The sequence below is a fragment of the Paenibacillus pabuli genome (assembly GCF_039831995.1).
Taxonomy (GTDB): domain Bacteria; phylum Bacillota; class Bacilli; order Paenibacillales; family Paenibacillaceae; genus Paenibacillus; species Paenibacillus pabuli_C.
On the sequence record NZ_JBDOIO010000003.1, the window covers coordinates 2,405,564 to 2,430,090 of the forward strand.

Here is a 24,527-nt window from a genome sequence, read left to right on the forward strand (position 1 = left end):
GTTCCACGTTTTCTATCGCATCCATGATCGCACGAACTTCGGCATCCTCATCGAACTGAATATCTTGGCATGGCTCATATGTGAAATCCGGGTTGCAGGTCAAAGTAATGAGCGAAGGGAGACTTTCATCTGAACCAGAAGTATTGGCTTGAGTGCAGCTTGCAAGGAAAATTGTGAATAAACATAAAAGAATCCTCGCCCTTTTCATCCGTAGACACCTCCCTAGCTTCCCATGTTCACATTCAGATGCTGCAACTCAGGGTCCCAAGATTGGAATAAAACGATCAACCGGTTCACCGTATCTGTCACAAACGCTTGTACCATTTCATCAGTCATGTACGTCGGCACGATTCCGGGCTCATTGGCCTGCTCGTTGAAAAAAGAAACTGTACGATCCCGCCAGCGCAGAATCTCTTCTGCGGTTAAACGACTCGCCACATCATAACTCGGCGTGTTCTTAAGCTTATGCCATACGTCCCCACGCCAACTAGCATGATGGTATAGGTTAAAATCAATCTGATCCGTCTCCTGGTAATACAAACGGCCAAGTTCATCCTTGGTTCGCTTCACACCCTGGTGTTCATCCCTGCTGGTGACTCGTTCCACGAATTCAGGATACAGACTCCGAAACCAGTAAAAATCCGTCATGACATGCATGAAATAGCCGCGTATAAACCACTTCCATCCTTCATCTGGACGTTGTTGAATGTAGGTGGAGTAAACCTCTTCTAAGCGTGTGACATAATTTTCATCACCCTTAGGATTGAAGTGGGTATATTCCTTGTCCTCCCTCGTTGTACCTTCACGCATATGAATGGAATCCGGTGCGATATTCCCAAGATAGAACGAACCTCGTTCAACACGTTCTGGACTAGCATCAGCAAAGAGCACAGCTACATGTAAGTGAACCATAGGCAGTGGCATCGAATATTCTCCTTTACATCAAAGTCTGATGCTCTTAGAAGCGATTAGAACCGTTACTTAACAGCATTTAGCCGAGGAACAGCAGGATCATCCCTGCACTCGTTCCACCAAAATGGTATTAAACAACCGCTCCAAATCCGTATGAAGAGCCGGCTGTTCACGAACCAACAGACTGATGTACTCCGATCCGCACTCATAGAAAACCAGACGATTATACGGTGCTGAACCACCCACATGATTCAGTTCCAACCCAAATTTTTCTCGTACCCGATTCTCGATATATCGCGCATAGCCTTCGTTCCACTCCAGCCAGTTCCAGTACTCCCCTTGTTCTTCCGTTAAGGAGCTGAACAACGCTTTTCTTGCTGCCTGTACCTGGGCTAAATCTCCGCTCTTTAAGGCAGACAACAGCGAATTGATCCGCTGGACCACATTCTCATCCTCATAAGGGAATTCGTAATCCAGCTCCCATGTAACGCGTCTGATCTTCTCCATCCTATGTTTAATTTGTAGACGATACCCGATCTCTTGATAATTCTCATAGACATAACAATGAACATACTCGTGAAATAGATACACTTTCTGCTCAAAATTTTGGAAGGCTGAGTCCGTCACAATTGCACACATTCGTTCGTCCATATGAGGCACTGGCATTGCTGCCAAGCACTCGTCAGGGATATTAAGATCATCCGGAACGGTTTTCACCCATTCATATTGCCCTTTCTCTGCGGAATAATCATATATATATAATAGGGACTCAAATGCGACAACCACAGGATAATGCTCTGCAAATAAAGGATGTATGCTGACCAAATCTTTTTGAAGTTCGTTCAACTCATTGATTTGCTCTAAAAAAGTATCCACCATGTCATTAACCCTCTCTTTACTTCATTGATATGTTAATCATACTAAAGCGTTAAAAATAAAACACTGAGAGAAAAATGATAATCCTGTGGTTGATTGGATTTTGAGAGAATCAGAAGCGTTCCCCGCGTTTCTCACTCAAGAAGATATCAAGTGCGTGAATTCCACGTTGAGCAAGTTTTATAAACAGGATAAGAGCGTATACACCCAATCCGTATAACACCAAGTTAAATATGATAGCAAAGAATGAAAATGCGGAAGCGACCATCATAAATTATTCCTCCTGCTCAGCCTGCTAATTTTGTAAAACATCTAAGCTACAGGCATTATTTTTTAATTACCATTCCTATTCTAGCATATTTTTCCTGCTCTTACTTTCGAGTAAATGATTGAGTAACACCTTATCAGCTGCAGGTTCTGACAAAACAAAGAATCTCCCCTTTAAAAATAGTAGAAGGGAGATTTATAGCACTTATGCTTTAACACATCACCAACACCAATCTTGGTTCTTAACCGTACCTAATCGCCCGACATCTAAACGAAAAATGGAACAGTGCATACCCGACGGCAACCGTCCAATGCATAGCGAACTAACACTAACGTTCCCTCGTGATGCATAGATCACAGATGTTCAGGCAGTCCATACAGATACATATTGATGCAGTCTGTATTCGTTTTCAAAGCCTCGATAGTCTTAGCATTTGGGGACTTGAATATGGTCATATACTCCGTTTCGTCGTACTCTTTTCGGATCATAAAAGCAAGTTTTTCTACTTCCAATGAAAACTCTGCTTGAATTCCAGGCTTGTTCCCTCGTGCATCCAAACGAATCCATGAATCTAATTGTTGAATATAAACAGCATTAAGTGCATGGATACAATAGCCCGTGTCTGGCGTATCCCCGATCGTAAGTCGTTGATAACAGAAGCCAGTTGGTATTCCCTCTCTTCGTAATATGGCACATAGAAGGTTTGCTTTGGCATAGCAAATACCTTCTTTATAAATTAATGTTTCTGAAGCGGAACATGTGATCCTCGAACTCTTGATATCCCAAGAATGGGAAATTTGATCTCTGACATATACATATGACTGTTTAATAAAATCTACTTGGTCTTTTGATGATGCTGCTAATTCCGAAGCAAGTCCAACAATCAGCGGGTGATCATAATCGACCTCGGCTGTCATGTTCAAATAATCTGTAACGACTTGTGTTTCACAGATTAGATTCATTTCATCAACCTTTCAAATGTAATTAATCATCTCTTAAAATAGGCTAAGGGCATCTGACTTTTAAAAATGAAAAAAGCTATTCTTCAATTAGTTTAATAGTATAATTATTCATAGTAAAGAATAATAATTCTCTAATTCTTTTGTATTGCTATCCTGCTCGTTAGCTTAATGAACTAGAAAGCAGTGAATTGTAGTTTAATGCTTATATAATCGGCAATTGGACCATAACTTGTACCGATCAACAAAAAAAGCCGTTAAATTAGGGACTTCCCAAGGAAGTATGTTTTTCCCTGACCCCGTCCTTGTCAGACTTGAAAATATTGATATATTACCTCATGTCCATCCTCTTGCTCTTCCTTTTCGTAATATTCTATATTTAATGATTTATATATGTTCTTCCAAATTTGAATGGCAGGAGTATTCGTTTTGATTTGACTAATAGCATACCTGCCAGGAAGTTGTTCGAAAAACACTTTACATGCCGCTCTTCCTAAACCCTGTCTACGATACTTCTTCATTATAAAAAAATGAATTCAAAACATAATCAGCAAATTCTGGATTAGAGAATGGACCACTTTGAAGTGAAATGAAACCTTTGGTTTTATCGTCATCCATGCGGATAAAGAACGGGGTCAATCCTTCCTTTTCAAAGAACCAATCTAATACATCAAATTCAAATAGGCCATTTCTTTGATTAATCTCTAAGTCACTATTAAATTCGGATAAATCATGAAGATATAAAGTCATTAAATGTCTGAGAATATGTTTATCATTTTGTTCTGCTTTAGTAATTATCATCACGAGCCTCTTTCCTATTATTTTTTACGCTTGCTTGCATTCATTGTACCTAACTTCTTATTTGGGAGTTTCGTATACAACTCACGGCCTGTTGTCATGGTCCTATGTATACCGTTAATATAAGTAGTTGAATAGACGTCAGCCAATCATTCTGGCACAACTCCTGCTCACATGATCGATACTTATAAAGTATCCCATGCTTTGTGAAGTAAAGGTGTTATTCAATCTTAGCAAAGGCAATCGTTTAAAAAATATATAAAAGATAGTTCAAAATCATTTATTATACACATAAATAAACACGAAAAAACCCTTGAGTATGCCTCAAGGGTTTTTTATTCAACAGATACCAATCAGAGAAGCTTGGCACCTGCTTAATTACGGCAGTCATCTTCGCAACACACATATATAACAATGAGCCATGAAGGGCTCGAACCTTCGACACCCTGATTAAAAGTCAGGTGCTCTACCAACTGAGCTAATGGCTCACAATAAAATGGCAGGGGCAGCAGGAATTGAACCCACACCAACGGTTTTGGAGACCGTTGTTCTACCTTTAAACTATGCCCCTAAAATGGTGGAGGCTGAGGGGCTCGAACCCCCGACCCTCTGCTTGTAAGGCAGATGCTCTCCCAGCTGAGCTAAGCCTCCATATCTATGACCCGTAGGGGATACTCTCACTTCGTTCGAGACTGCGTAGCAGTTGCTAACGATGATTATCCTCCGACGAACCTTTGGGATTCTCTTTCCCTTATTGCTTTAATAAGTAAAAATGACCCGTAGGGGATTCGAACCCCTGTTACCTCCGTGAAAGGGAGGTGTCTTAACCCCTTGACCAACGGGCCTTAATAGCTCTCAAAAACAAGAAGCTGTAAAATCTACCAACTGAGCTTTTGGCTCATATGAGCCAAAAAAAATACCCCATTGGGGGTTTCGCTTGGCAGCGTCCTACTCTCCCAGGACCCTTCGGTCCAAGTACCATCGGCGCTAGAGGGCTTAACGGTCGTGTTCGGGATGGGTACGTGTGGAACCCCTCCGCTATCGCCACCAAACGAGCATTTGTGGAACAAATGCGTTCAGAGATTATTCTCTGAAAACTAGATCCGAAACGAAATGTGCGACTAGAACCTGTAATTTGGATAAGCCCTCGACCGATTAGTACTGGTCAGCTCCATGCATTACTGCACTTCCACCCCCAGCCTATCTACCTCGTCGTCTTCAAGGGGTCTTACATACTGGGAAATCTCATCTTGAGGGGGGCTTCACGCTTAGATGCTTTCAGCGCTTATCCCGTCCGTACATAGCTACCCAGCGGTGCTCCTGGCGGAACAACTGGTACACCAGCGGTACGTCCATCCCGGTCCTCTCGTACTAAGGACAGCTCCTCTCAAATTTCCTACGCCCACGACAGATAGGGACCGAACTGTCTCACGACGTTCTGAACCCAGCTCGCGTACCGCTTTAATGGGCGAACAGCCCAACCCTTGGGACCTACTTCAGCCCCAGGATGCGATGAGCCGACATCGAGGTGCCAAACCTCCCCGTCGATGTGGACTCTTGGGGGAGATAAGCCTGTTATCCCCAGGGTAGCTTTTATCCGTTGAGCGATGGCCCTTCCATGCGGTACCACCGGATCACTAAGCCCGACTTTCGTCCCTGCTCGACTTGTAGGTCTCGCAGTCAAGCTCCCTTATGCCTTTGCACTCTTCGAATGATTTCCAACCATTCTGAGGGAACCTTTGGGCGCCTCCGTTACTCTTTAGGAGGCGACCGCCCCAGTCAAACTGCCCACCTGACACTGTCCCCGCACCGGTTTACGGTACCAGGTTAGAACCTAGATACGATCAGGGTGGTATCCCAACGGTGCCTCCACGCAAGCTGGCGCTCACGCTTCAAAGGCTCCCACCTATCCTGTACAGATCGTACCCAAATTCAATATCAAGCTGCAGTAAAGCTCCATGGGGTCTTTCCGTCTTGTCGCGGGTAACCTGCATCTTCACAGGTATTAAAATTTCACCGGATCTCTCGTTGAGACAGCGCCCAAGTCGTTACGCCATTCGTGCGGGTCAGAATTTACCTGACAAGGAATTTCGCTACCTTAGGACCGTTATAGTTACGGCCGCCGTTTACTGGGGCTTCGGTTCACAGCTTCGGGATTACTCCCTAACCGCTCCCCTTAACCTTCCAGCACCGGGCAGGCGTCAGCCCGTATACTTCGCCTTACGGCTTCGCACAGACCTGTGTTTTTGCTAAACAGTCGCTTGGGCCTTTTCACTGCGGCCCCCTCGTGCTATTCACACTACCGGGGCACCCCTTCTCCCGAAGTTACGGGGTCATTTTGCCGAGTTCCTTAACGAGAGTTCTTCCGCGCGCCTTAGAATTCTCTTCTCGCCTACCTGTGTCGGTTTGCGGTACGGGCACCTTCATCTGGCTAGAGGCTTTTCTTGGCAGTGTGAGATCATGACCTTCGCTACTGTAATTTTCACTCCCCATCACAGCTCAGCCTTACGGTTAGCGGATTTGCCTACTAACCAGCCTTACTGCTTGGACAGACATCCATCAGTCTGCGTCACTACCCTACTGCGTCCCCCCATCGCTCGTAACGATTTACGGTGGTACAGGAATTTCGACCTGTTGTCCTTCGACTACGCCTTTCGGCCTCGCCTTAGGTCCCGACTTACCCTGAGCGGACGAGCCTTCCTCAGGAACCCTTAGGCTTTCGGCGGATCAGATTCTCACTGATCTTTTCGTTACTCATACCGGCATTCTCACTTGTATAATGTCCAGCGCTCCTTACGGTACACCTTCAACCCTTATACAACGCTCCCCTACCCCTGATGCAAAGCATCAAGCCATAGCTTCGGTGGTGTGTTTAGCCCCGTTACATTTTCGGCGCAGAGTCACTCGACCAGTGAGCTATTACGCACTCTTTCAATGGTGGCTGCTTCTAAGCCAACATCCTGGTTGTCTGTGCAACTCCACATCCTTTCCCACTTAACACACACTTGGGGACCTTAGCTGATGGTCTGGGCTGTTTCCCTTTTGACAATGGATCTTAGCACTCACTGTCTGACTCCCGGAAGTAAGTCTATGGCATTCGGAGTTTGACTGAGCTTGGTAACCCTTGCGGGCCCCGCACCCAATCAGTGCTCTACCTCCACGACTCTGTTTTCCGAGGCTAGCCCTAAAGCTATTTCGGGGAGAACCAGCTATCTCCGAGTTCGATTGGAATTTCTCCGCTACCCCCACCTCATCCCCGCACTTTTCAACGTGCGTGGGTTCGGGCCTCCAGTGCGTGTTACCGCACCTTCACCCTGGACAGGGGTAGATCACCCGGTTTCGGGTCTACGTCCACGTACTAACTCGCCCTATTCAGACTCGCTTTCGCTGCGGCTCCGGCTCTTCACCTTAACCTTGCACGGGAACGTAACTCGCCGGTTCATTCTACAAAAGGCACGCCATCACCCCTAAAACGGGCTCTGACTTCTTGTAAGCACACGGTTTCAGGTTCTATTTCACTCCCCTTCCGGGGTGCTTTTCACCTTTCCCTCACGGTACTGCTTCACTATCGGTCGCTAGGAAGTATTTAGCCTTGGCAGATGGTCCTGCCGGATTCATACGGGGTTTCACGTGCCCCGCACTACTCGGGATCCGTCTCGGAGGGAACAGACTTTCAATTACAGGGCTTTTACCTTCTTTGGCGGGCCTTTCCAGACCTCTTCGTTTAACCGGTTCCTTTGTAACTCCATGTGAGACGTCCCACAACCCCAGAGAGCAAGCTCTCTGGTTTGGGCTGTTCCGCGTTCGCTCGCCGCTACTGACGGAATCACTATTGTTTTCTCTTCCTCAAGGTACTTAGATGTTTCAGTTCCCCTGGTATGCCTCTACATAACCTATGTATTCAGTTATGAGTAACTGGATATTACCCCAGCTGGGTTTCCCCATTCGGACACCCCCGGATCAAAGCTTGCTTACAGCTCCCCGAGGCAGTTTCGTTGTTCGCCACGTCCTTCATCGGCTCCTAGCGCCTAGGCATCCTCCGTGTGCTCTTAGTAGCTTAACCAGTTGCTCCGGTTTCGACTGCTCACTTCCCTTGTTTTGCTTACGCAAAGCCAAAAGTCGCTCCCATTCGATACCATCGCAAAGCAGTTTTCGCTATTATTTGAAACTTGTTTAACACAAGTTCAGCTAAAAGGAATGTTCTAATTCGCATTTTTCGTTTCGATATCTAGTTTTCAAAGAACAAGCTCCATGCAAAAGCAAGCTGTTTTGAGAGTTTGAGCTCTCAAAACTGAGCAACGAGTGAGTAAGTTTTGCTCTTCATTTCATCCACACATCAAGTGATGGACCGAAATGAATCGCTGTCGCAGGTTCAGTGAACCTGCTGATTTGAATGTTTCCACTCGGGAAACGATTCTCCATAGAAAGGAGGTGATCCAGCCGCACCTTCCGATACGGCTACCTTGTTACGACTTCACCCCAATCATCTATCCCACCTTCGGCGGCTGGCTCCTTGCGGTTACCCCACCGACTTCGGGTGTTATAAACTCTCGTGGTGTGACGGGCGGTGTGTACAAGACCCGGGAACGTATTCACCGCGGCATGCTGATCCGCGATTACTAGCAATTCCGACTTCATGCAGGCGAGTTGCAGCCTGCAATCCGAACTGAGACCGGCTTTTTAGGATTCGTTCCACCTCGCGGCTTCACTGCCCGTTGTACCGGCCATTGTAGTACGTGTGTAGCCCAGGTCATAAGGGGCATGATGATTTGACGTCATCCCCACCTTCCTCCGGTTTGTCACCGGCAGTCATCTTAGAGTGCCCACCCGAAATGCTGGCAACTAAGATCAAGGGTTGCGCTCGTTGCGGGACTTAACCCAACATCTCACGACACGAGCTGACGACAACCATGCACCACCTGTCTCCTCTGTCCCGAAGGAAAGGTACATCTCTGTACCGGTCAGAGGGATGTCAAGACCTGGTAAGGTTCTTCGCGTTGCTTCGAATTAAACCACATACTCCACTGCTTGTGCGGGTCCCCGTCAATTCCTTTGAGTTTCAGTCTTGCGACCGTACTCCCCAGGCGGAGTGCTTAATGTGTTAACTTCGGCACCAAGGGTATCGAAACCCCTAACACCTAGCACTCATCGTTTACGGCGTGGACTACCAGGGTATCTAATCCTGTTTGCTCCCCACGCTTTCGCGCCTCAGCGTCAGTTACAGCCCAGAGAGTCGCCTTCGCCACTGGTGTTCCTCCACATCTCTACGCATTTCACCGCTACACGTGGAATTCCACTCTCCTCTTCTGCACTCAAGTCACCCAGTTTCCAGTGCGATCCGGGGTTGAGCCCCGGGATTAAACACCAGACTTAAATGACCGCCTGCGCGCGCTTTACGCCCAATAATTCCGGACAACGCTTGCCCCCTACGTATTACCGCGGCTGCTGGCACGTAGTTAGCCGGGGCTTTCTTCTCAGGTACCGTCACTCCTTGAGCAGTTACTCTCAAGGACGTTCTTCCCTGACAACAGAGCTTTACGATCCGAAAACCTTCATCACTCACGCGGCATTGCTCCGTCAGGCTTTCGCCCATTGCGGAAGATTCCCTACTGCTGCCTCCCGTAGGAGTCTGGGCCGTGTCTCAGTCCCAGTGTGGCCGATCACCCTCTCAGGTCGGCTACGCATCGTCGCCTTGGTGAGCCGTTACCTCACCAACTAGCTAATGCGCCGCAGGCCCATCCTCAAGTGACAGATTGCTCCGTCTTTCCAGCTTCCTTCAGGCGAAGAAAGCAAGTATTCGGTATTAGCTACCGTTTCCGGTAGTTGTCCCAAGCTTGAGGGCAGGTTGCCTACGTGTTACTCACCCGTCCGCCGCTAACCATCAGAGAAGCAAGCTTCTCTTCAAGTCCGCTCGACTTGCATGTATTAGGCATGCCGCCAGCGTTCGTCCTGAGCCAGGATCAAACTCTCCAATAAAGATGAATTTCAGCAGCGCGGTTAGACGCTATGAAAATCATCTGAGGTATTGAAAAGAGCGATTAGCTCATTTTGAATCTGACGAGATTAAAAATCTCATTTGTGCTTCGAAATCATACAGTCAGATGACTTGTACCAATTCCTCAGCGTCGATCTTGCAAGCAAGATCGTTACTCACTCGTTGTTCAGTTTTCAAAGATCAAACTTCGCGTCCGACTCTTTCAAAGCCGGAATTAGAATATACCACATATCTTCATAACTTGTAAAGATATTTGTTTTTGAATTCTTTTGTTTTTCCCAAGCCTCTTGCGGCCGGAAAATTAATATATCATGTTTAAGGTTTACTTGTAAAGTGTTTTTTAATTCCTCTACATCTGGAGATCGAATGTCCTTCTGTAATATGCTTAAATATAATATGAATGCCATCAACAATTTGGGTTCGCATCCTTGCGTAGCGACATTGTACCCTCTTTTATAAAAGTGTAACTTGTTTCTATTTCGTATTCCCATAGGCGAATTGATTTATTATTTAATATTTATAACGTCTGCTTAGGAATAACCGCCAGATAGCTTAATGAGAAAAACAAACAACCGACTAATCAGCCGGCCGTCAACTTGAGTTATTCTATTATGGCTCATAACAAACCACAATTAAAGAAAATAATCCCCCTTAATGTTCGCCCGTTACATCACACTTGTAAAAATAACTGATTCTATTACGGATTAAGTCACTCGTTCACCACTGATGACATGCCAATGCAGATGCTTTGAATCCTGGTAATTCCCGAGGTTCGTCACAATCTTAGAAGCACCCGTAAACTCCACCATATCGGCAGCGATCTTTTTAATGACCCGCATGATTTCAAGTATCAACTCATCGTCATTCGCTTCTTCTTCTGAAATCAAGGATTGTATGTGGAACTTGGGAATAACCACGATATGATGTTCATAGTACGGCCGGGTATGATGATAGGCCAGCACCTTATCCGTCTCCATAACAATTTCCACTTCAGTCTTGCCACTGAGCACTTCCTCACAATAAAAGTCTTGTGTCATATGGAACGATCCTTTCTTTATTTGGATTGGATGTACCCTGCCTTTTTTAGTACATACTCTGTAAAAGGATTAATCTCCGGGACCGGTTGGTCCAGATCGAAGTATCGGAGTTCCAGCCCTTCATCGTCCATAACTACTGGATTACCCATGATTCCTTTAGCTTCATAAACAGCCATCACATTGTACACTTCATCCCCATGGGGGTATTTGTAATACATGTCCTGGCCCGAGAAAACGGTAATGAGTTTGTACGTCTCTGCCCTTAAACCTGCTTCCTCATATAATTCCCGTGCTGCTGCCTCTTCCAGCGACTCACCCGGTTCAAGCGAACCACCGAGTGTCCCCCAGTCGAGACTGTCTGTACGTCTTTGCAGTAACAGATGACCCTCTTCGTTGAACACCAGCACACAAGAACCCGCCATGATCAACGGCCGCGAGCCGACCAGTTTTCGAAGTTCCATAATGTAACCCATGCTAGTTCCCTCTTCTCTTTCAATGAATATGACTGAGTTCATCCGTGTTCCTATGATTTGGTTAGGATTCCCTGATCGACGGAATTTTGAATTAGCTGTTGCACGTACGTCCACAAAGTATCCGAAGCGTCTGCCATTTCACGGTTTCTGTTGATGACTTGATCGCTTGTAATGTTGTATTTCTGCCACGTATCTCCTTGGTTCTGATAATTGTGAATCAGAGGCTGTAACCGATCGAGAGCCGAGGCAAATTGTGCCTCATTCGTTTCCTTCGCCTCGAACTCTAACCATAGATTAAGCATTTCTTCACCCTGTACTTCGGGCAGCATGCCAAAAAGACGATGAGCCGCCTTGATCTCACGATCGTATTTATCCGTGTGCCCAGCTGTATCGTAAACAAAGGTATCTCCGGCATCGATTTCAACCAGATCATGAACGAGAAGCATCTTAATAACTTTGAGAATGTCCACATCCTTGTTCGCATGACTCTGTAGAACCAACGCCATCATGGCCAGATGCCATGAATGCTCCGCATCATTTTCACGTCTATCTCCATGGATAATTCTTGTTCTCCGTTCGATTGTTTTCAGTTTATCAATCTCAATAAGAAATTGAATCTGATCCTGCAATGATTCACTCATCCTATATCCTCCTTTAAATACGATACCCACTCTATGTTAAGAGATCCTACCAGTAAACTTCGCCACACCAATTTCAACCATTTACATATGTAATTTCAATTCATTAAAAGTCCGTGGGAGCTTCACCTTATCGAATTTAAGTTGATTCAGCTCACTAATCATAGGTTTAATCCTTCCCGAACCACACTCAGGAAATAGTCGCGATGCTCCGGATGACAGGCGATCAGATAAGGCTCTGAACTCATGCCTTCGAATAGAACCCCATCATAATCCATAACCATGGCACCCGCTTCTTTTGCCATCAGGATTCCTGAGTATAGATCGTCTCCCTCTGAATTGTAGAGCACAATACCATCGATATCTCCCTTGGCCAGCATACACCACTGCAGGGTAGGAGCCCATAATCTCATCACTCTCTTAAAACGTATATCCAGATGTTGTCGCAGCCGGACAGCATTCTCCTCATGCTGTACCTGATGCCCCTGTATCCAACCAATCGTTCCCTTTATCAGATCCTTTTTCATCTTGACACTCATGGGATTCAAGTTACAACTGGCCCCATTCCCCAGTGATGCCACAAATAAACGATCCACCATTGGTTCATAAATAACTCCAAGAACAGGTTCCGAACGGTACATCAATGTAATGGAAACGGAAAAAACGGGAAATCCAATGGCAAAATTATTAGTCCCATCTAACGGGTCAATCATCCACAGCCAGTCGCTCTTCTGACCGTTATGTCCTCGTTCTTCACTATGAATCTCATGCTCGGGAAACGTATGGCTAATCGCATCACATATGATCCGCTCTGTTTCATGATCCACATCAGTTACAACGTCGCCGAACTTGTCCTTTTCCACTGCACAGGTGATCTGGTCAAAATGAACTCTGGCGATCTGTCCCGCTTCACGAACGACTCTCTCTGAGATTTCTTGTGCTAAACGAATGGTCTGTTTCATAAAGGTCCCTCCGCTCGGTTACTTGATCAGTCTTTCTGGATTTCGGTCACTTCCAATGATCCTGGCAATACAACCTTCTACGGAATGGATTAATCCCCCATTTTGGTGAGAGGTAAGAGCATAGTTTTTCACTTTCTTATGAGGTAAATGTTGCTCTATTACAGCCCCTCCTGACATGTTCTAGTTGTATTTGTCTCCGTTACATACCTATGAAGAAATTGTTGAATATGTACATCATTCTCCGTTAGCCAGCTTATATTCCTTTCAAACTGATCGATCATAAACGTGAAGGGATGTTCAATTGCAAATCCCGCATAATGCTGACCAATATAGAAATGCAACACGGCAATAAAATAAATTTGAGTTAGCAGCTGTACATAGCCAAGTTCAAGAGAGGAGTGTTTGCGAGTATCTCCATACCCCTGAAGGAAGGCCTCAGTTAAATTCAAGGATCCGTTAGACTCCTGAATAATATGATTAAGGCTAATCGTAAGCTCCATTAAAGCAGCATCCATCCCAATGAAATCAAAATCTAATACCCCTGTAATTTCTCCCGATTGACCCAGCAGATTATAAATTAATAAATCATGATGAACGAGCTGTTGCGGCAGTACCTCTAAGTTAAGTTTGGAATTTTCGATCTCAGTAATCATTGTCTGATAAAACGTATACCGTTGTTCTGTTAATTCAAAAGGCATATCCGCAAAAAAAGATATCACCGAATCACGATTAGCGAGCGGGTGAATGTTATACAATTTATGAAAGGATATGCCCGTATACGTGTTCTTCTTCATAGGGAACTCACTCATTCGGAACGAAAATCCCCCTACCAACCTGCCGAACTTATCGGCTTTTTCGATGTTAGACAATTGTGGAAGCTTTCCCTCCAGAAAAGTAGTCATTGCCGCAAGCGAACCGTCTCTCATCACCACATAATCCTTACCATCATAAGTATGAAGGAAGATCGGGACTTCGAATGAAGCCTGTGCCTTATGAAGAAATGCTGTCACTCGGGATTCAAGTTTCAACCCATCGATCGTTTTGATGTGGATGTTATAGATTCGTACAATAAACCTCTGTCCATTGATATCAATGATTTTGGTTGTATTAGTCAAACCGAACGGAACGGCATCCAATGTATACTCAGGTTCCTTGAAGTAGTGCCTTATGACTTCATCAAATTTGCAGTTCATAGATTCTCATCTCTTCATCATTCAGCGAATATCCTTTGCCAATGTAGGTCCAGTTATTTTTCTCATAATAATCTTGTAGATCCGTACACAAATAGAGTTTGTCGTATCCCTTCAACTTCACCTCATCCATCGCGTGCTTCTGTAATTGTCCGCCCAGATTCCGGCCCCGGTATTCCGGCTCCACATGAAGACATGCAAACCAGGGAAAGAGATCCTGCCGGCTGTTCAGATCGCTTCTAAGCAGAGCATATCCTCCGATGATCCTGTCTCCCTCCAACATCACATAAAACCTCGGAACATCACTGTTCGTATCCATTGAACGCTCCATGCAATCCCGGTAAAAATGATAGCTCGATTCTGTCCCCCACTGTTTCCAAAAGTATTGAACAGCTGCCTGCAGCATGTCTGGCTTTTGCCGAATATCAATAATCTCAAACATCCTTGCACCTTCTTTCTTTCATTATGTCCTTGAATATTTGAATCGTTTATTTCTTATAGCTATGGATCTCTCTCAACATATAATCCGCATATTCCAACAGTAACGACTCACTAAGGTTCAGGTTTTCCAGCTCTCCATTATATTTTGCAAGACATTGCGAGATAACGTCCTTGTACTTCGAAGAAAGCTCCTCCTTTCCCCATTCGCCAGCTTCTCGCTTGGAATAAATTACTGAATTTTTCACATACAGTAAGACACGCGACAAGTTCAATACATAGTAGACAGGGTTGTCCGCGATTTCTTCCAGAGCTGCTCCCACATCTGATGTAATGGAGGCTATCATATATTCACGATTGACAGGATGGAAAACTTCCTTAATAGGCGGACCATACAAAACAATCCCCCGGTCATAGATGACCGCTAAGTGTGCGACGAGATCCGGATCTTCATATCCGCCGCAGAGATAGTGCTTATCGGTTCGATACTTTTCCCGGTGATAAGCTGAGTAATGGAATTCAAACGGAGTCGGATATACGAGGTTCGCAATTGTGGATTCCAATACAATACTAAGCTCAAAGCCTTTCTTTATACGCATCTCGTCTTCAATATGCATTAGCTTCTGTGCGATTCTTCGATATATATTAGCGGATCGTTTATCCCGGCAGACCACCAAGATATCGATATCGCTCTGATTCGGATGGAAGCCTCCCATGGCCATCGAACCGTGTAAATAGACCCCCACCAGCGAATCCGATAATTCTTCTTTTAACAAACGAGTAACGTCTTGTAAAACAATCGATTCATCCAAGGAACAAACACCCTTTCAGGTAATGTTATTAAATATCCAATTCAATGTTCATTTCACGCACAAAAACAGCCGTCCCTTTAATTCTCACATCCATATCCTGTCCTTCCCGGGTCACGCTCACTTCAACTTTTCCATCTCTTCCGATCTCATGCCCCTGCTCCACGACAAACTGTACTTGATCTACTTCACGGTTTACATACGTTAAATAATAGGCGCCCATCACCCCGGAGGCTGTTCCTGTCACGGGGTCTTCCGTGGTACCTGAGTAAGGTGAAGAAAAATGTCTAGCATGCATCATCGCCTCTGAATCACGGGTTTCGAAGCTAAAAGGATGCAAGGAAGCCTTGGGGTTCTCAACTAAAACACCAGGGAACTCAGCAGAATCCGGTTTCATTATAGAAAAAGAGTTTAGTTTACGAATGGGGATCAACAACGTCCAGGTTCCCGTACTTCCATACACGATAGGCGTGGATAGATCCAGGTCGTCCAAGGTTAGATTTATGCTGCTCGCCAGCTTCCCGATATCACCTCTGAACGGTACAAACTGCGGTTGATCCTGCTTCATCTCCATATTGATCGTGTCGCCATCCTGCTCAAACCGTATCGGTAATATGCCTACATTGGTCTCAATCGTGATTGACTCTTGGTCCCCCAACAGTCCACGTGTCTTCAAACCATACAGCGACGCCATCGTAGCATGACCGCACAGATTAATTTCATGACCCGGCGTAAAATAACGCAGTCTCACATCGGCTGTCCTGGAGCTAAGCACAAACACCGTTTCATTAAAACCAACCTTATGCGCAATCTGCTGCATGACCATCTCACTTAAATCATCAGCATCAAGGACGACTCCTGCCGGATTACCTTTGCCCGGAACTGCCGAAAAAGCATCATAATGGTAGACCTTAACCTCACCCATGTTTAAATTCCCCTTCTCCTTGGATTAATGAGACGCACATCCCCATACAGCTCTATGACTTTTCCATCGATCACGATCCCGCCGCCGTCTTGGCAGGCATAGACTTCTGCACCGATTGTATCTGCATAACTTCTGAGCAAATCGAGACTGTCTTCCTCTCCGTCCCAATGGGGTGCGAACTCGAAATCAACGAGTCCAAGAGCATGTTTGTCCTGAAGAGCTACATGGTTCTCGTCTGCATCTTTGCCATATCCAGCTATTTCAATGGTTGGCGTGGTTATAATACTGCCTGCGCTGACTCCGATCAGCATACCGCCTTCCTGCACATAGGAACGCAATAATCCGACTACATTTCTCTTCTGTAATAAATGCAGAAAATAAAATGTATTTCCTCCGGATAAATGAATCGCATCAGCTGCCAAAATCTGCTCAAACGTGCTAGGATCATATTCCAGGTCCAGATCATAATAATGAATGTTCTCGATACCCAGTTGATTATAGTAACGTACGGTATGCTCAAAATATTTCCGCTCCGTGTCGGAACAAGAAGGGATATAACCGATCGAAGGCTTGTCGCGACCAAGCAATTCCAATATCCTTTGATTCAATTCTTCATTTGCAATACCAACACAGCTATTGCAACTGCCCGTTAACATACCTTCTATGGTAGACAGAAGCATCCTGGGCCCACAGCAGCAATTCGTTCCTGCTTATAAAGAATTCATCCTGAACCTTGATAAAGGGGAACATTGCTCCGTTAAAGGAACCCGATGCCGTAAAACTTCTTTGTTCAGCATGAATAATGCTCATCACCTGTTCTTCAGTCATACTTAGATACTCCGCTGTTTCCTGAATCGTCATTAACACCTTATCCTTAGCAACTTCCTCCTGTGCTACTTGAGTTGGCTCGTTTACGCTCTCTTGATTCGATAGGAAGAAGCAGCCAATTATAAATGAAATGCCTAAGATGACACTAGCAAGGAGAATCGAGACTGGAATGGATTTCATTGCTTTGCAGTCTCCCACTCTGTATTAAGTAACCCTCTACTAATATTCCATTTGGCGAGCATCGCCCTTTGTCTATTTTCCAGGTCAAGATATGGCGCCGCAACACAGGAAAGGGTGTCAAACATATGGATGAAATGGGGACCCTCCTTGAAACGCCGAAGACCGCCATACTCTTTATCATCCGCTGCCCATACAATTCTTTTGATTCCCGACATTAATATGGTGCAGGAACACATGGGACAAGGTTCACAAGTCGTGTACAGTGTCAGGTTGTTTTTCGTAAATTTCTTCCGGTCTAAATCCAGCAAATGCTTCCCCGCTCGGCGAATGGCGTCCACCTCAGCATGTGCGGTAGGATCGCATTCGGAGAAAACTCGGTTCCTCCCTTTACTCACGACATCCCCATCCTCATCCACGATTACTGCGCCGATCGGATATGTCCCTTCAATAAACGCCTGATCTGCCTCTTCCAGCGCCAAAACTAAATATTCATAATCGGATAACCTCATCTGGAATTCCTCCTTAAATTGGTTGTCTTATGTTTACCGTTAAAAGTTCTTAATGGTGTACTTTCCCGCCTCACCAAGAAAATCTCTTCTTGATAGTCCTTTTTCTCCAAGCAAAATCCTGTAGTTTGTTATCGTGCCATCATGTGAAATGATATAGGTGTTGCCGTCCTGTCGCCTGCACCATTGAAGAAGCCCCTCAGCAAGTACTTCAAATTGATGTCCATCCATCCGGTTAACACCGTCTTCCCAACAATCCAATCCAAGATCCAATACGCTTAGCCCGGGGAACTGAGTATCAAGCTCTTCCTTGGAATAGATCTGATCACAGATGAAAGGAATGAACTCCGGATTCTGAGGAAACATTCTTGGGCCAACAAGTGGACATATCGTAAGATGTTCTCCTGCGCTTAGAAGAAGTGCGGTTTCAATGGTACGTCTCGTTGGACTCACCAAGATAACGTCATGAGGATCAATCTTCATCTGTTTACTTAGCTTTGTCACCTGACTCTTTCCCAGTTCGGTGAGACCAGGGTGAAGCTCATTTAACCGGTTCGGGTAATCTATCAAATGTTCACCATGACCATGACGAATAAATGTAATGTCCATATATCCCTCTATTTCTGAATGAAATGTTGGATGCTCTTCACATCATGCAGATTATGCAGTTACTTTTTCAAAAATACTGCAACAGAACTCGTCCCGCATCCATCACAATGCCTGCCACACGGAAGTTAAATGTACTGTTATTTCGCTCATACGATATGTTATTGTGATTGGGATTTGTCATCGTGCTGACCATCCATCGGACAATCCATCCACGAATCCGTTAATGAACGCAGGAATAATGAGAATAATCAATGCTATGAAACTGGCGATCCCCCATCTGAGTACTGATTTACGTTTGCCCCTAACACCTATAATCATTAACAAGGCGGTTATGGCGATTAGTGCTACCTTAACAATGGTCATGAAGCTAAACCTCCATTATGTATATATTTCCTTCAACTCTACTCATAGATCTTGCCCATATACAGGATCTGTGCACATCTTCTCCATGGGTTACCCGACTTCTCGTAATGTGGTAATCCATTCTCGGAATCCTCCCCCCACTCGGCGGCCGCTTCCAGAAACGATGCTATCGAATCATTCTGCCATTCATCGGTATGCTCCTTTCGATCCAAGCTTAATTCAAGCAAAAAAGCCCTAAAAGATGCTTCACTCTCAACCTCGTTAACAAGCTCGAATAACGTTTTTTTCATTTCCTGCGCTGCTCTCCTTCCGCATCTGGAAACGCCTTATTCAGAATGCTTTCCAGTTCGTTCTGACAAGCGGACAGGTTATATTCCGAATTATCCAGCCAATATTTGTCCATCTTCAGTATCTGATAAATCTCAGTTTCGAGCTCCTTTCTTGCCTGAAGCACCTTCACGGTGCCTGGAACCCCATGATATCCTCTTGAAGCTCCCCACCCTTGGTTCGTGTAATACTGAATAAATCCTTCAGACCATTCCTTGGGTCTTTCCTTAACCGCTTTATCAAAGGTATGCGCAATATCCTTCTGATCAATATAGATTAATAGCGGATTCAGTGCTTGAACCATGCGTTCCAGCTCCAGCACATAGTTAACATTATCTTCTCGGGATTGATTGCATTTCACAAGACCCATCGTTAATGGGTTCTGGATAAAACAACATTCAAAGATAATGACAGTATCCTCATTAGCCGCTAACACGCTTTCGGTGAAGCTTCGCCATTTAGAAGTGATCAGATCTTTATTTTGTTCAAAAGGTAATTCGTAAATATCCCGGCTGAAAATCTCTTGCACCGTATGGTCAGGAAACGCCCCTCCCAGTTCCTCTTTTATTTTGCGATAAGGAATCAGATAACCATTACGATAAGCTATGGCTCTGCTCTCCAATACATCTCTGCATGATTCATAAGCATCCAATAAATCTCCAAACTCATCCGCAGTGTAAAAGGCCACACCTTCATAATCAGCCGGGTGATTCAGATCCCCTTCCTGGAAAAGCTGTACTTGCAGCCCTCGCTGAATGAGGATGTTGGATATCATCTTGGCAATCGTGGACTTTCCTGAACCGGGTAACCCTTCAACAAGAATTAATTGTCTCTTCATAATTACATCACCTGAATTTCGTTTTGAATTTAATAGACTTTCGGTATCGTGACCCTATCTTCAATCAATATCTGCAATAATCCACTGTGCCGAATCCCCCTCTTCTTTCTTTTTCCAAAAAACCATCGTGCTGTTGTATTCTTTGTCGTTCTCTTTCAGCTCAGTAACCCTCACAACTGCCTGATAGAGCTTCTTTTGTTCTTGAATAGTAATGTCGCTCATGGAGATGACCTTACGAACTTTGGTTCTTCCCATACCCGATACTGGCGCTTGCGGATCAATGAGGCTTATATACCCCTTTTCATCCTCTTCCCATATATAATGCAGGCGGGCGTTCATAAGTTTAACGATCTCCAGTTCATCACCTGTATAATTCGCTTCATCAATGTAAACTGGCGGGATGTCATGGGGCTCTGTTGGTGCCGTTACTTCTCCATTTTGTCCAGCTTCTACTGTGAGAACTTCCGGCGAAGGTTCTGCCGGGTTCTGTGCGTCTTCCATACCAGTTTTATTCTGACACGCGACCAAGAACAGAAATAATCCAAGCATAACGGTTAGCTTTCTCATATCCAGCCCTCTCATTATCCTTTTGTCTATTCTCCTAAACTTCCCAAAATCACGATCTGCGTTGGACGCTGAATCCCAACATTGTTCAGACGCTCCATGATGGAAAGGCCGCGTTCGGCGAACGCTTCATAATCTTCAAACGGCCTAGCCCGTTCCATATGCTGCTTGCAGGCCTCCGAGACCAACCGAATGTCCCGTTCTTCCATGACATCTTCTTTTGGCTCATTGAATTCATAGATTGAGCGGATGATAATACCACTGGCAGAGATGATATCCATAACTTCTTAGCGTGTATAGGTGTGACGATGATATTTTCCCAACCGCTGATCTACATCTGCACCAAAATGATGGTACAGGATGTGCGATAGCTGAGCTTCATTAGGATCATCACTGACCAATTCATTTATAAGAAATAAACCGTTTCTTTTCACGACTCGTTTCATTTCTTCAATGACATTTACGCCCGGAGGCAGATGATGCAATGCATTTGAGATGCAGACGGTATCAAACGTTTGATCCGCAAAATCCATCTTTGCTGCGTTCATCTGCATAAACTGGATCTTTTCATGGCTCGCATATGCGGCTTCTGCCTGTCGTAAAGAATCCGTATCGGTATCAATGCCCATGATCCGTTCGATACCACTGAAAATTTCAAGTAAGGTAGGAATGTATTTTCCTGAGCCTGTACCAACCTCCAACATCTGACCTGCCTGATACGTTGCCAACTGCTTTTTCAACTCATGCATGGATCACACCGTCCCTGTTATGACTTCCTCCAAACAATTTTCGAAACTCTACAGGATTTTCAGAACTTCTGTCAGATCCCTGCATACATATTCCGGATGGATATGCTGCGGTTTGGTTTTGCCTTTCCGATTTAACCAGACAGCCTGAATGCCCGCGTTTTGTGCTCCCTGTACATCACTTGTCAACGAATCGCCGATATGAATGACGTCATGCCGGGACAGATCATATCTGGCTAATGCTTCATTAAACATCTCTGGTCTTGGTTTGTAAGAACGGACATCTTCACTTGTAATTACACCTGCCGCCTCAATACCATGCTTCTCCATTGCAGCTCTTACATCATCTGTATCGATATTCGAGAGGATATACACAGGGATATCTACCGATTGCAAAAAGGGAATAGAGTCCTCAAATATCCTGGGATCACGCCAGTGAGCCAATTGCTCCTGATTAAGCAGCTCCGCGATACCATCTGCTTGAAAATGTAGGAGTGTTGCTGTCAGGGACTGTACATTGAGTACTCGTTGGGTCGTAAACTGACTGCCGTGGCTTGCATAGAACATTTCGGAAAATGCCTTCCACCAAAAATCTCCTATTTCGGCTGTTGTACATTCAACACGCGCCGCAGCTTGTACTCGTTCGTAAATCACTGGAAGTATATCGTCGTCTTCATGCACAACCGTCCCATAGAAATCAAGAAAAATGGCCTTCATTCTGTTTCCTCCCCAATGTGTCAAAGATTCCAAAACCGTCCGGATCAAACTTCCTATGTATGTTACAATTTCTCTTTGATACATCATAACCCATAATGTGGAATTTGCGAACGGATCAAGTATGCTATCTTTTATTCTCTAATTCTCTTAAATAAAATAACACGCCGCTCTGCATGACTTGCCTCATGCAAAGGGCGTGGTACGGTGATAAAACTTGGTATCTACTTTCATCATCGGAAAAGCATCCGGTAGTTCCTCACGTGTAACCGAAACAAATCCATTTTTCTCATAAAATCGATGTGCTGCCACGAACTGCGGAGTCGTTCCAAGGTAAATATCGTTCACAGCCTTCTCCCTGGCCCCTTCTAATGCCTGATGCAGCAGACGACTCGAAGCTTGCAGTACCTTACCTCTGTAATTTCTGGCTACAAACATCTTCCTGAGCGCTGCTTGCTCCTCTCCGATATCAAGCAGAGCAATCGTACCGATCACTTTTTCATTGGCAACAGCGACCCAGAAGTTCCCGATTCCTTTTTGGTAAAAGGTTTCGATCTCAAGCAAATCCGGCTGATCCTCTCTGGTAATGGAGATCTGGTATTCCTGCTGCTGTATCTGCAAAATCAAATTCATGACCTGGGTTTGATACTCGGCAGAGTACTCTCGTATATCGACAGTAGGGTTATTCATGATTGATGTATTCTCCTTGGACAATGTCGTCATCGTGAGGTCCCTCCCTATATAACGCCGTAGTATTGCTTGTACTGGGTGATCCATTCCTCTTTGGAAAAGTCTACAAAATCATATGGCTCACACTGTCTGAGATATTGTAACTGCTCTTCCGCTTGCTGCCCATCCAGTTGCTCCAGAAACATTGTCGTGTCCTCGAATCCAGCACCACATAACAGTTGTACATCCACGTAACTGCCCGTATCCTGGTTCTTTCTTTTGGCCTGCCAAATGAGCTGAGTGTCCTCTACATGACCGATCGCAAACAACATGACACATAAGATTCTGAGATAATCATTGTCCATCGCACTTGAATTTTCGATTTCTTGTTGCAGCAGTGTACGAATGCGCTCCCTGTCCCGGGAGCCCAGCTCCAAGCCGAACTCCTGAAGAGCCTTTTCTTCATTCATATGCTTTCTCCTTGTCTACTTCAGGATCTTGTTTAATTCTTCCGCTTTTTTCTTGCTATCCATTCTAGCATAAAAATAAAAGGCAATGGTGTGCAGCACTATCGACAAAAGCCACATGCCAGGGAACCACGGTGCGATAAAGTGGAACATCTCCTCTGAGAACAACCACACACCCGCTGTACCTCCGAGAATGTTAATGGTAGACGAGATCACAATATTCCAGATCGGTTTCAACGTAAAGTAGTTCCACAGCGCATCGTACATGACTCCAAATACCATGGCTGCGATGAACGCAATTCCGGCGAGGTTCCATAGATACCCCATCTGGATTGTCTGGTCTTTGAAGAAAAAGGTTAACAGCAGCGTGACCCATAGGAAAGTTATTGTAAATACCTGAAAAAACGAATGCTTGAGATTTCCGATCATGATAATTTCCCCCTGAAATTTTTGATATAGTACCTACTGACGTAGTAGCTGGATCCATCCTTAAGCTCAACCTGGATTCTGGCATGGTCTGTGGCGGCGAACGCCTTGATGTGTTTAACATTGATAATCGTTGAGTTGTTAATCTTCAGAAAATGGGAAGAATCCATGTCTTCTTCCACATATTTAAGACGTTTGCCAAGCAGATAGCTCTCTCCCGAAATCACACGTATATTGCACATTCGATCCTCGGACTCAATGGCAAGAATTGAGCTTGGCTGGATCTGGACATTCCGGTTATTCTTCGGGTTGATGACGACCAGCTGTCTTTCCAAGTGGCTAATCGCCTTATCAATCTCCTCCCAGCGCTGTTGTTCGGCAGGGTTGGTCACTACCTTGGCGAGACTTCGTTCCATGGATGCATCTGTTTCAAATGTTACTTTCACGTGTTGCCCTCCTCTCATCACTCATATTACAGGCAAAACAATATCCGGCATACCGAATTGCGTTTTGTTGCAAGAAGTTGCAGGTTTGTTGCACATCAGCTGACTAATGTATGTAGTTCGAATAAATCGTTCTTCTCTCTCGCCATTAATTAACGTTGTTATATGAATTTATATCAGTGTTTATGTATTCTAAAGAATGCTGTATGGGGAATGCTCAGTATTCCCCATTGTATTCCACATAACTTGTTGGCTTGAATCGAGACACGTGATACGGCATATATACACTTTGAGAATGTGGTGACAAGCGTTCAACATAATCAATTGCAGCTTCTACCATCTCATCCGATGCAAAAACCGACTCATTCAGAAATCCACTCAATAACGCGGCATCTCCTTTATACTTCAGTATAATGTAGCCATAACCCGGATCGGCGATCACCAGATCAACAATTTCCTCTTCCGCAGGTTCTCTTGATCCATCATAAAACCGAACGATCATGTCCAGATCTCTATGAAACACATCCACATTGCACGAAAATTTCAGATATTCGAATTTCAATTCCC

The 24,527-nt window shown here is 44.9% G+C and carries 29 protein-coding genes, 4 tRNA genes and 3 rRNA genes; all 36 read right to left on the bottom strand.

The features are described from left to right. Window positions 1-222: 222 nt before the first annotated feature. Window positions 223-924 carry a hypothetical protein gene (locus tag ABGV42_RS12825; protein WP_347381982.1) on the bottom strand — a complete coding sequence of 234 codons (702 nt, stop codon included), beginning with the start codon at window positions 922-924 and terminating at the stop codon, window positions 223-225. Between the two features lie 87 nt (window positions 925-1,011). Next, window positions 1,012-1,791 (bottom strand): hypothetical protein, encoded by a 780-nt coding sequence (locus ABGV42_RS12830; RefSeq protein WP_347381983.1) that lies wholly within the window; start codon window positions 1,789-1,791, stop codon window positions 1,012-1,014. Between the two features lie 109 nt (window positions 1,792-1,900). Further along, complete coding sequence (locus ABGV42_RS12835) at window positions 1,901-2,059, bottom strand: hypothetical protein (protein WP_347381984.1); 159 nt, start codon at window positions 2,057-2,059, stop codon at window positions 1,901-1,903. Window positions 2,060-2,409: 350 nt separating this feature from the next. Further along, a complete protein-coding gene (locus tag ABGV42_RS12840; protein ID WP_347381985.1) occupies window positions 2,410-3,018 on the bottom strand; it encodes a transglutaminase-like domain-containing protein in 609 nt (202 codons plus the stop codon). A 501-nt stretch (window positions 3,019-3,519) separates the two neighbouring features. Beyond that, complete coding sequence (locus ABGV42_RS12845; RefSeq protein WP_347381986.1) at window positions 3,520-3,816, bottom strand: hypothetical protein; 297 nt, start codon at window positions 3,814-3,816, stop codon at window positions 3,520-3,522. Between the two features lie 412 nt (window positions 3,817-4,228). Beyond that, a tRNA-Lys gene (locus ABGV42_RS12850) sits at window positions 4,229-4,301 on the bottom strand. Window positions 4,302-4,310: 9 nt separating this feature from the next. Further along, window positions 4,311-4,384: transfer RNA gene (locus ABGV42_RS12855), tRNA-Trp, on the bottom strand. Between the two features lie 4 nt (window positions 4,385-4,388). Continuing rightward, window positions 4,389-4,464 (bottom strand) — tRNA-Val (locus ABGV42_RS12860). A 122-nt stretch (window positions 4,465-4,586) separates the two neighbouring features. Then, window positions 4,587-4,658, bottom strand: a tRNA-Glu gene (locus tag ABGV42_RS12865). Between the two features lie 90 nt (window positions 4,659-4,748). Further along, window positions 4,749-4,865, bottom strand: a 5S ribosomal RNA gene (gene rrf / locus ABGV42_RS12870). Between the two features lie 83 nt (window positions 4,866-4,948). Continuing rightward, window positions 4,949-7,876: ribosomal RNA gene (locus ABGV42_RS12875) — 23S ribosomal RNA — on the bottom strand. A 361-nt stretch (window positions 7,877-8,237) separates the two neighbouring features. Then, a 16S ribosomal RNA gene (locus ABGV42_RS12880) occupies window positions 8,238-9,789 on the bottom strand. Together the 16S, 23S and 5S rRNA genes with 4 tRNA genes alongside form the textbook arrangement of a ribosomal RNA operon. 723 nt (window positions 9,790-10,512) lie before the next feature. Continuing rightward, complete coding sequence (locus tag ABGV42_RS12885) at window positions 10,513-10,845, bottom strand: HIT domain-containing protein (RefSeq protein ID WP_347381987.1); 333 nt, start codon at window positions 10,843-10,845, stop codon at window positions 10,513-10,515. A 17-nt stretch (window positions 10,846-10,862) separates the two neighbouring features. Continuing rightward, window positions 10,863-11,318 carry an NUDIX hydrolase gene (locus ABGV42_RS12890; RefSeq protein WP_347381988.1) on the bottom strand — a complete coding sequence of 152 codons (456 nt, stop codon included), beginning with the start codon at window positions 11,316-11,318 and terminating at the stop codon, window positions 10,863-10,865. Between the two features lie 50 nt (window positions 11,319-11,368). Beyond that, window positions 11,369-11,959, bottom strand: coding sequence for an HD domain-containing protein (locus tag ABGV42_RS12895; protein ID WP_347381989.1), 591 nt, complete (start codon window positions 11,957-11,959; stop codon window positions 11,369-11,371). 158 nt (window positions 11,960-12,117) lie between these two features. Further along, the gene (locus tag ABGV42_RS12900) at window positions 12,118-12,918 is read right to left on the bottom strand and encodes an inositol monophosphatase family protein (RefSeq protein ID WP_347381990.1); all 801 of its coding nucleotides are present in this window, start codon (window positions 12,916-12,918) and stop codon (window positions 12,118-12,120) included. 158 nt (window positions 12,919-13,076) lie between these two features. After that, complete coding sequence (locus ABGV42_RS12905) at window positions 13,077-14,111, bottom strand: phosphotransferase enzyme family protein (RefSeq protein WP_347381991.1); 1,035 nt, start codon at window positions 14,109-14,111, stop codon at window positions 13,077-13,079. After that, window positions 14,095-14,550 carry a GNAT family N-acetyltransferase gene (locus ABGV42_RS12910; protein ID WP_347381992.1) on the bottom strand — a complete coding sequence of 152 codons (456 nt, stop codon included), beginning with the start codon at window positions 14,548-14,550 and terminating at the stop codon, window positions 14,095-14,097. Before ABGV42_RS12910 ends, ABGV42_RS12905 begins: the two co-directional genes overlap by 17 nt. 46 nt (window positions 14,551-14,596) lie before the next feature. Next, window positions 14,597-15,358: an aminoglycoside adenylyltransferase domain-containing protein gene (locus ABGV42_RS12915; RefSeq protein ID WP_347381993.1), complete on the bottom strand. Its 762-nt coding sequence runs from the start codon at window positions 15,356-15,358 to the stop codon at window positions 14,597-14,599. A gap of 28 nt (window positions 15,359-15,386) precedes the next feature. Continuing rightward, complete coding sequence (locus ABGV42_RS12920) at window positions 15,387-16,280, bottom strand: PhzF family phenazine biosynthesis isomerase (protein ID WP_347381994.1); 894 nt, start codon at window positions 16,278-16,280, stop codon at window positions 15,387-15,389. Between the two features lie 2 nt (window positions 16,281-16,282). Further along, a complete protein-coding gene (locus ABGV42_RS12925) occupies window positions 16,283-16,936 on the bottom strand; it encodes a Type 1 glutamine amidotransferase-like domain-containing protein (protein ID WP_347381995.1) in 654 nt (217 codons plus the stop codon). Further along, window positions 16,914-17,288: a hypothetical protein gene (locus ABGV42_RS12930; protein ID WP_347381996.1), complete on the bottom strand. Its 375-nt coding sequence runs from the start codon at window positions 17,286-17,288 to the stop codon at window positions 16,914-16,916. The genes ABGV42_RS12925 and ABGV42_RS12930 overlap by 23 nt, the downstream gene beginning before the upstream one ends. Next, window positions 17,285-17,797, bottom strand: coding sequence for a nucleoside deaminase (locus ABGV42_RS12935; RefSeq protein ID WP_347381997.1), 513 nt, complete (start codon window positions 17,795-17,797; stop codon window positions 17,285-17,287). The genes ABGV42_RS12930 and ABGV42_RS12935 overlap by 4 nt, the downstream gene beginning before the upstream one ends. A 39-nt stretch (window positions 17,798-17,836) precedes the next feature. Next, window positions 17,837-18,403: a phosphoglycerate mutase family protein gene (locus tag ABGV42_RS12940; RefSeq protein ID WP_347381998.1), complete on the bottom strand. Its 567-nt coding sequence runs from the start codon at window positions 18,401-18,403 to the stop codon at window positions 17,837-17,839. A 177-nt stretch (window positions 18,404-18,580) separates the two neighbouring features. After that, the gene (locus ABGV42_RS12945) at window positions 18,581-18,766 is read right to left on the bottom strand and encodes a hypothetical protein (RefSeq protein WP_347381999.1); all 186 of its coding nucleotides are present in this window, start codon (window positions 18,764-18,766) and stop codon (window positions 18,581-18,583) included. Between the two features lie 38 nt (window positions 18,767-18,804). Next, on the bottom strand, window positions 18,805-19,056 hold the full coding sequence (locus ABGV42_RS12950) for a DUF7660 family protein (protein WP_347382000.1): 252 nt from the start codon (window positions 19,054-19,056) through the stop codon (window positions 18,805-18,807). Then, window positions 19,053-19,931 carry a hypothetical protein gene (locus ABGV42_RS12955; RefSeq protein WP_347382001.1) on the bottom strand — a complete coding sequence of 293 codons (879 nt, stop codon included), beginning with the start codon at window positions 19,929-19,931 and terminating at the stop codon, window positions 19,053-19,055. Before ABGV42_RS12955 ends, ABGV42_RS12950 begins: the two co-directional genes overlap by 4 nt. A gap of 60 nt (window positions 19,932-19,991) precedes the next feature. Beyond that, window positions 19,992-20,498, bottom strand: a complete 507-nt coding sequence (locus tag ABGV42_RS12960; protein WP_347382002.1) for a hypothetical protein — start codon at window positions 20,496-20,498, stop codon at window positions 19,992-19,994. A 26-nt stretch (window positions 20,499-20,524) separates the two neighbouring features. Next, on the bottom strand, window positions 20,525-20,776 hold the full coding sequence (locus ABGV42_RS12965) for a hypothetical protein (RefSeq protein WP_347382003.1): 252 nt from the start codon (window positions 20,774-20,776) through the stop codon (window positions 20,525-20,527). Between the two features lie 6 nt (window positions 20,777-20,782). Further along, window positions 20,783-21,244 (bottom strand): class I SAM-dependent methyltransferase, encoded by a 462-nt coding sequence (locus ABGV42_RS12970; RefSeq protein WP_347382004.1) that lies wholly within the window; start codon window positions 21,242-21,244, stop codon window positions 20,783-20,785. Window positions 21,245-21,292: 48 nt separating this feature from the next. Further along, window positions 21,293-21,958, bottom strand: a complete 666-nt coding sequence (locus tag ABGV42_RS12975; RefSeq protein ID WP_347382005.1) for an HAD family hydrolase — start codon at window positions 21,956-21,958, stop codon at window positions 21,293-21,295. A gap of 183 nt (window positions 21,959-22,141) precedes the next feature. After that, window positions 22,142-22,645: a GNAT family N-acetyltransferase gene (locus ABGV42_RS12980; protein WP_347383226.1), complete on the bottom strand. Its 504-nt coding sequence runs from the start codon at window positions 22,643-22,645 to the stop codon at window positions 22,142-22,144. Window positions 22,646-22,692: 47 nt separating this feature from the next. Continuing rightward, complete coding sequence (locus tag ABGV42_RS12985) at window positions 22,693-23,094, bottom strand: hypothetical protein (RefSeq protein ID WP_347382006.1); 402 nt, start codon at window positions 23,092-23,094, stop codon at window positions 22,693-22,695. Window positions 23,095-23,109: 15 nt separating this feature from the next. After that, window positions 23,110-23,520 (bottom strand): hypothetical protein, encoded by a 411-nt coding sequence (locus ABGV42_RS12990; RefSeq protein ID WP_347382007.1) that lies wholly within the window; start codon window positions 23,518-23,520, stop codon window positions 23,110-23,112. After that, window positions 23,517-23,963, bottom strand: coding sequence for a LytTR family DNA-binding domain-containing protein (locus ABGV42_RS12995; RefSeq protein ID WP_347382008.1), 447 nt, complete (start codon window positions 23,961-23,963; stop codon window positions 23,517-23,519). The genes ABGV42_RS12990 and ABGV42_RS12995 overlap by 4 nt, the downstream gene beginning before the upstream one ends. A gap of 214 nt (window positions 23,964-24,177) precedes the next feature. Further along, on the bottom strand, window positions 24,178-24,522 hold the full coding sequence (locus ABGV42_RS13000; protein ID WP_347382009.1) for a hypothetical protein: 345 nt from the start codon (window positions 24,520-24,522) through the stop codon (window positions 24,178-24,180). Between the last annotated feature and the right edge of the window lie 5 nt (window positions 24,523-24,527).

Excerpts from the sequence above, each read along its gene's own strand:
- ABGV42_RS12825 (WP_347381982.1), bottom strand. The coding sequence starts at position 924 with ATGCCACTGCCTATGGTTCACTTACATGTAGCTGTGCTCTTTGCTGAT.
- ABGV42_RS12830 (WP_347381983.1), bottom strand. The coding sequence starts at position 1,791 with ATGGTGGATACTTTTTTAGAGCAAATCAATGAGTTGAACGAACTTCAA.
- ABGV42_RS12835 (WP_347381984.1), bottom strand. The coding sequence starts at position 2,059 with ATGATGGTCGCTTCCGCATTTTCATTCTTTGCTATCATATTTAACTTG.
- ABGV42_RS12840 (WP_347381985.1), bottom strand. The coding sequence starts at position 3,018 with ATGAATCTAATCTGTGAAACACAAGTCGTTACAGATTATTTGAACATG.
- ABGV42_RS12845 (WP_347381986.1), bottom strand. The coding sequence starts at position 3,816 with ATGATAATTACTAAAGCAGAACAAAATGATAAACATATTCTCAGACAT.
- ABGV42_RS12885 (WP_347381987.1), bottom strand. The coding sequence starts at position 10,845 with ATGACACAAGACTTTTATTGTGAGGAAGTGCTCAGTGGCAAGACTGAA.
- ABGV42_RS12890 (WP_347381988.1), bottom strand. The coding sequence starts at position 11,318 with ATGGGTTACATTATGGAACTTCGAAAACTGGTCGGCTCGCGGCCGTTG.
- ABGV42_RS12895 (WP_347381989.1), bottom strand. The coding sequence starts at position 11,959 with ATGAGTGAATCATTGCAGGATCAGATTCAATTTCTTATTGAGATTGAT.
- ABGV42_RS12900 (WP_347381990.1), bottom strand. The coding sequence starts at position 12,918 with ATGAAACAGACCATTCGTTTAGCACAAGAAATCTCAGAGAGAGTCGTT.
- ABGV42_RS12905 (WP_347381991.1), bottom strand. The coding sequence starts at position 14,111 with ATGAACTGCAAATTTGATGAAGTCATAAGGCACTACTTCAAGGAACCT.
- ABGV42_RS12910 (WP_347381992.1), bottom strand. The coding sequence starts at position 14,550 with ATGTTTGAGATTATTGATATTCGGCAAAAGCCAGACATGCTGCAGGCA.
- ABGV42_RS12920 (WP_347381994.1), bottom strand. The coding sequence starts at position 16,280 with ATGGGTGAGGTTAAGGTCTACCATTATGATGCTTTTTCGGCAGTTCCG.
- ABGV42_RS12925 (WP_347381995.1), bottom strand. The coding sequence starts at position 16,936 with ATGTTAACGGGCAGTTGCAATAGCTGTGTTGGTATTGCAAATGAAGAA.
- ABGV42_RS12930 (WP_347381996.1), bottom strand. The coding sequence starts at position 17,288 with ATGAAATCCATTCCAGTCTCGATTCTCCTTGCTAGTGTCATCTTAGGC.
- ABGV42_RS12935 (WP_347381997.1), bottom strand. The coding sequence starts at position 17,797 with ATGAGGTTATCCGATTATGAATATTTAGTTTTGGCGCTGGAAGAGGCA.
- ABGV42_RS12940 (WP_347381998.1), bottom strand. The coding sequence starts at position 18,403 with ATGGACATTACATTTATTCGTCATGGTCATGGTGAACATTTGATAGAT.
- ABGV42_RS12945 (WP_347381999.1), bottom strand. The coding sequence starts at position 18,766 with ATGACCATTGTTAAGGTAGCACTAATCGCCATAACCGCCTTGTTAATG.
- ABGV42_RS12950 (WP_347382000.1), bottom strand. The coding sequence starts at position 19,056 with ATGAAAAAAACGTTATTCGAGCTTGTTAACGAGGTTGAGAGTGAAGCA.
- ABGV42_RS12955 (WP_347382001.1), bottom strand. The coding sequence starts at position 19,931 with ATGAAGAGACAATTAATTCTTGTTGAAGGGTTACCCGGTTCAGGAAAG.
- ABGV42_RS12960 (WP_347382002.1), bottom strand. The coding sequence starts at position 20,498 with ATGAGAAAGCTAACCGTTATGCTTGGATTATTTCTGTTCTTGGTCGCG.
- ABGV42_RS12965 (WP_347382003.1), bottom strand. The coding sequence starts at position 20,776 with ATGGATATCATCTCTGCCAGTGGTATTATCATCCGCTCAATCTATGAA.
- ABGV42_RS12970 (WP_347382004.1), bottom strand. The coding sequence starts at position 21,244 with ATGCATGAGTTGAAAAAGCAGTTGGCAACGTATCAGGCAGGTCAGATG.
- ABGV42_RS12975 (WP_347382005.1), bottom strand. The coding sequence starts at position 21,958 with ATGAAGGCCATTTTTCTTGATTTCTATGGGACGGTTGTGCATGAAGAC.
- ABGV42_RS12980 (WP_347383226.1), bottom strand. The coding sequence starts at position 22,645 with ATGAATAACCCTACTGTCGATATACGAGAGTACTCTGCCGAGTATCAA.
- ABGV42_RS12985 (WP_347382006.1), bottom strand. The coding sequence starts at position 23,094 with ATGAATGAAGAAAAGGCTCTTCAGGAGTTCGGCTTGGAGCTGGGCTCC.
- ABGV42_RS12990 (WP_347382007.1), bottom strand. The coding sequence starts at position 23,520 with ATGATCGGAAATCTCAAGCATTCGTTTTTTCAGGTATTTACAATAACT.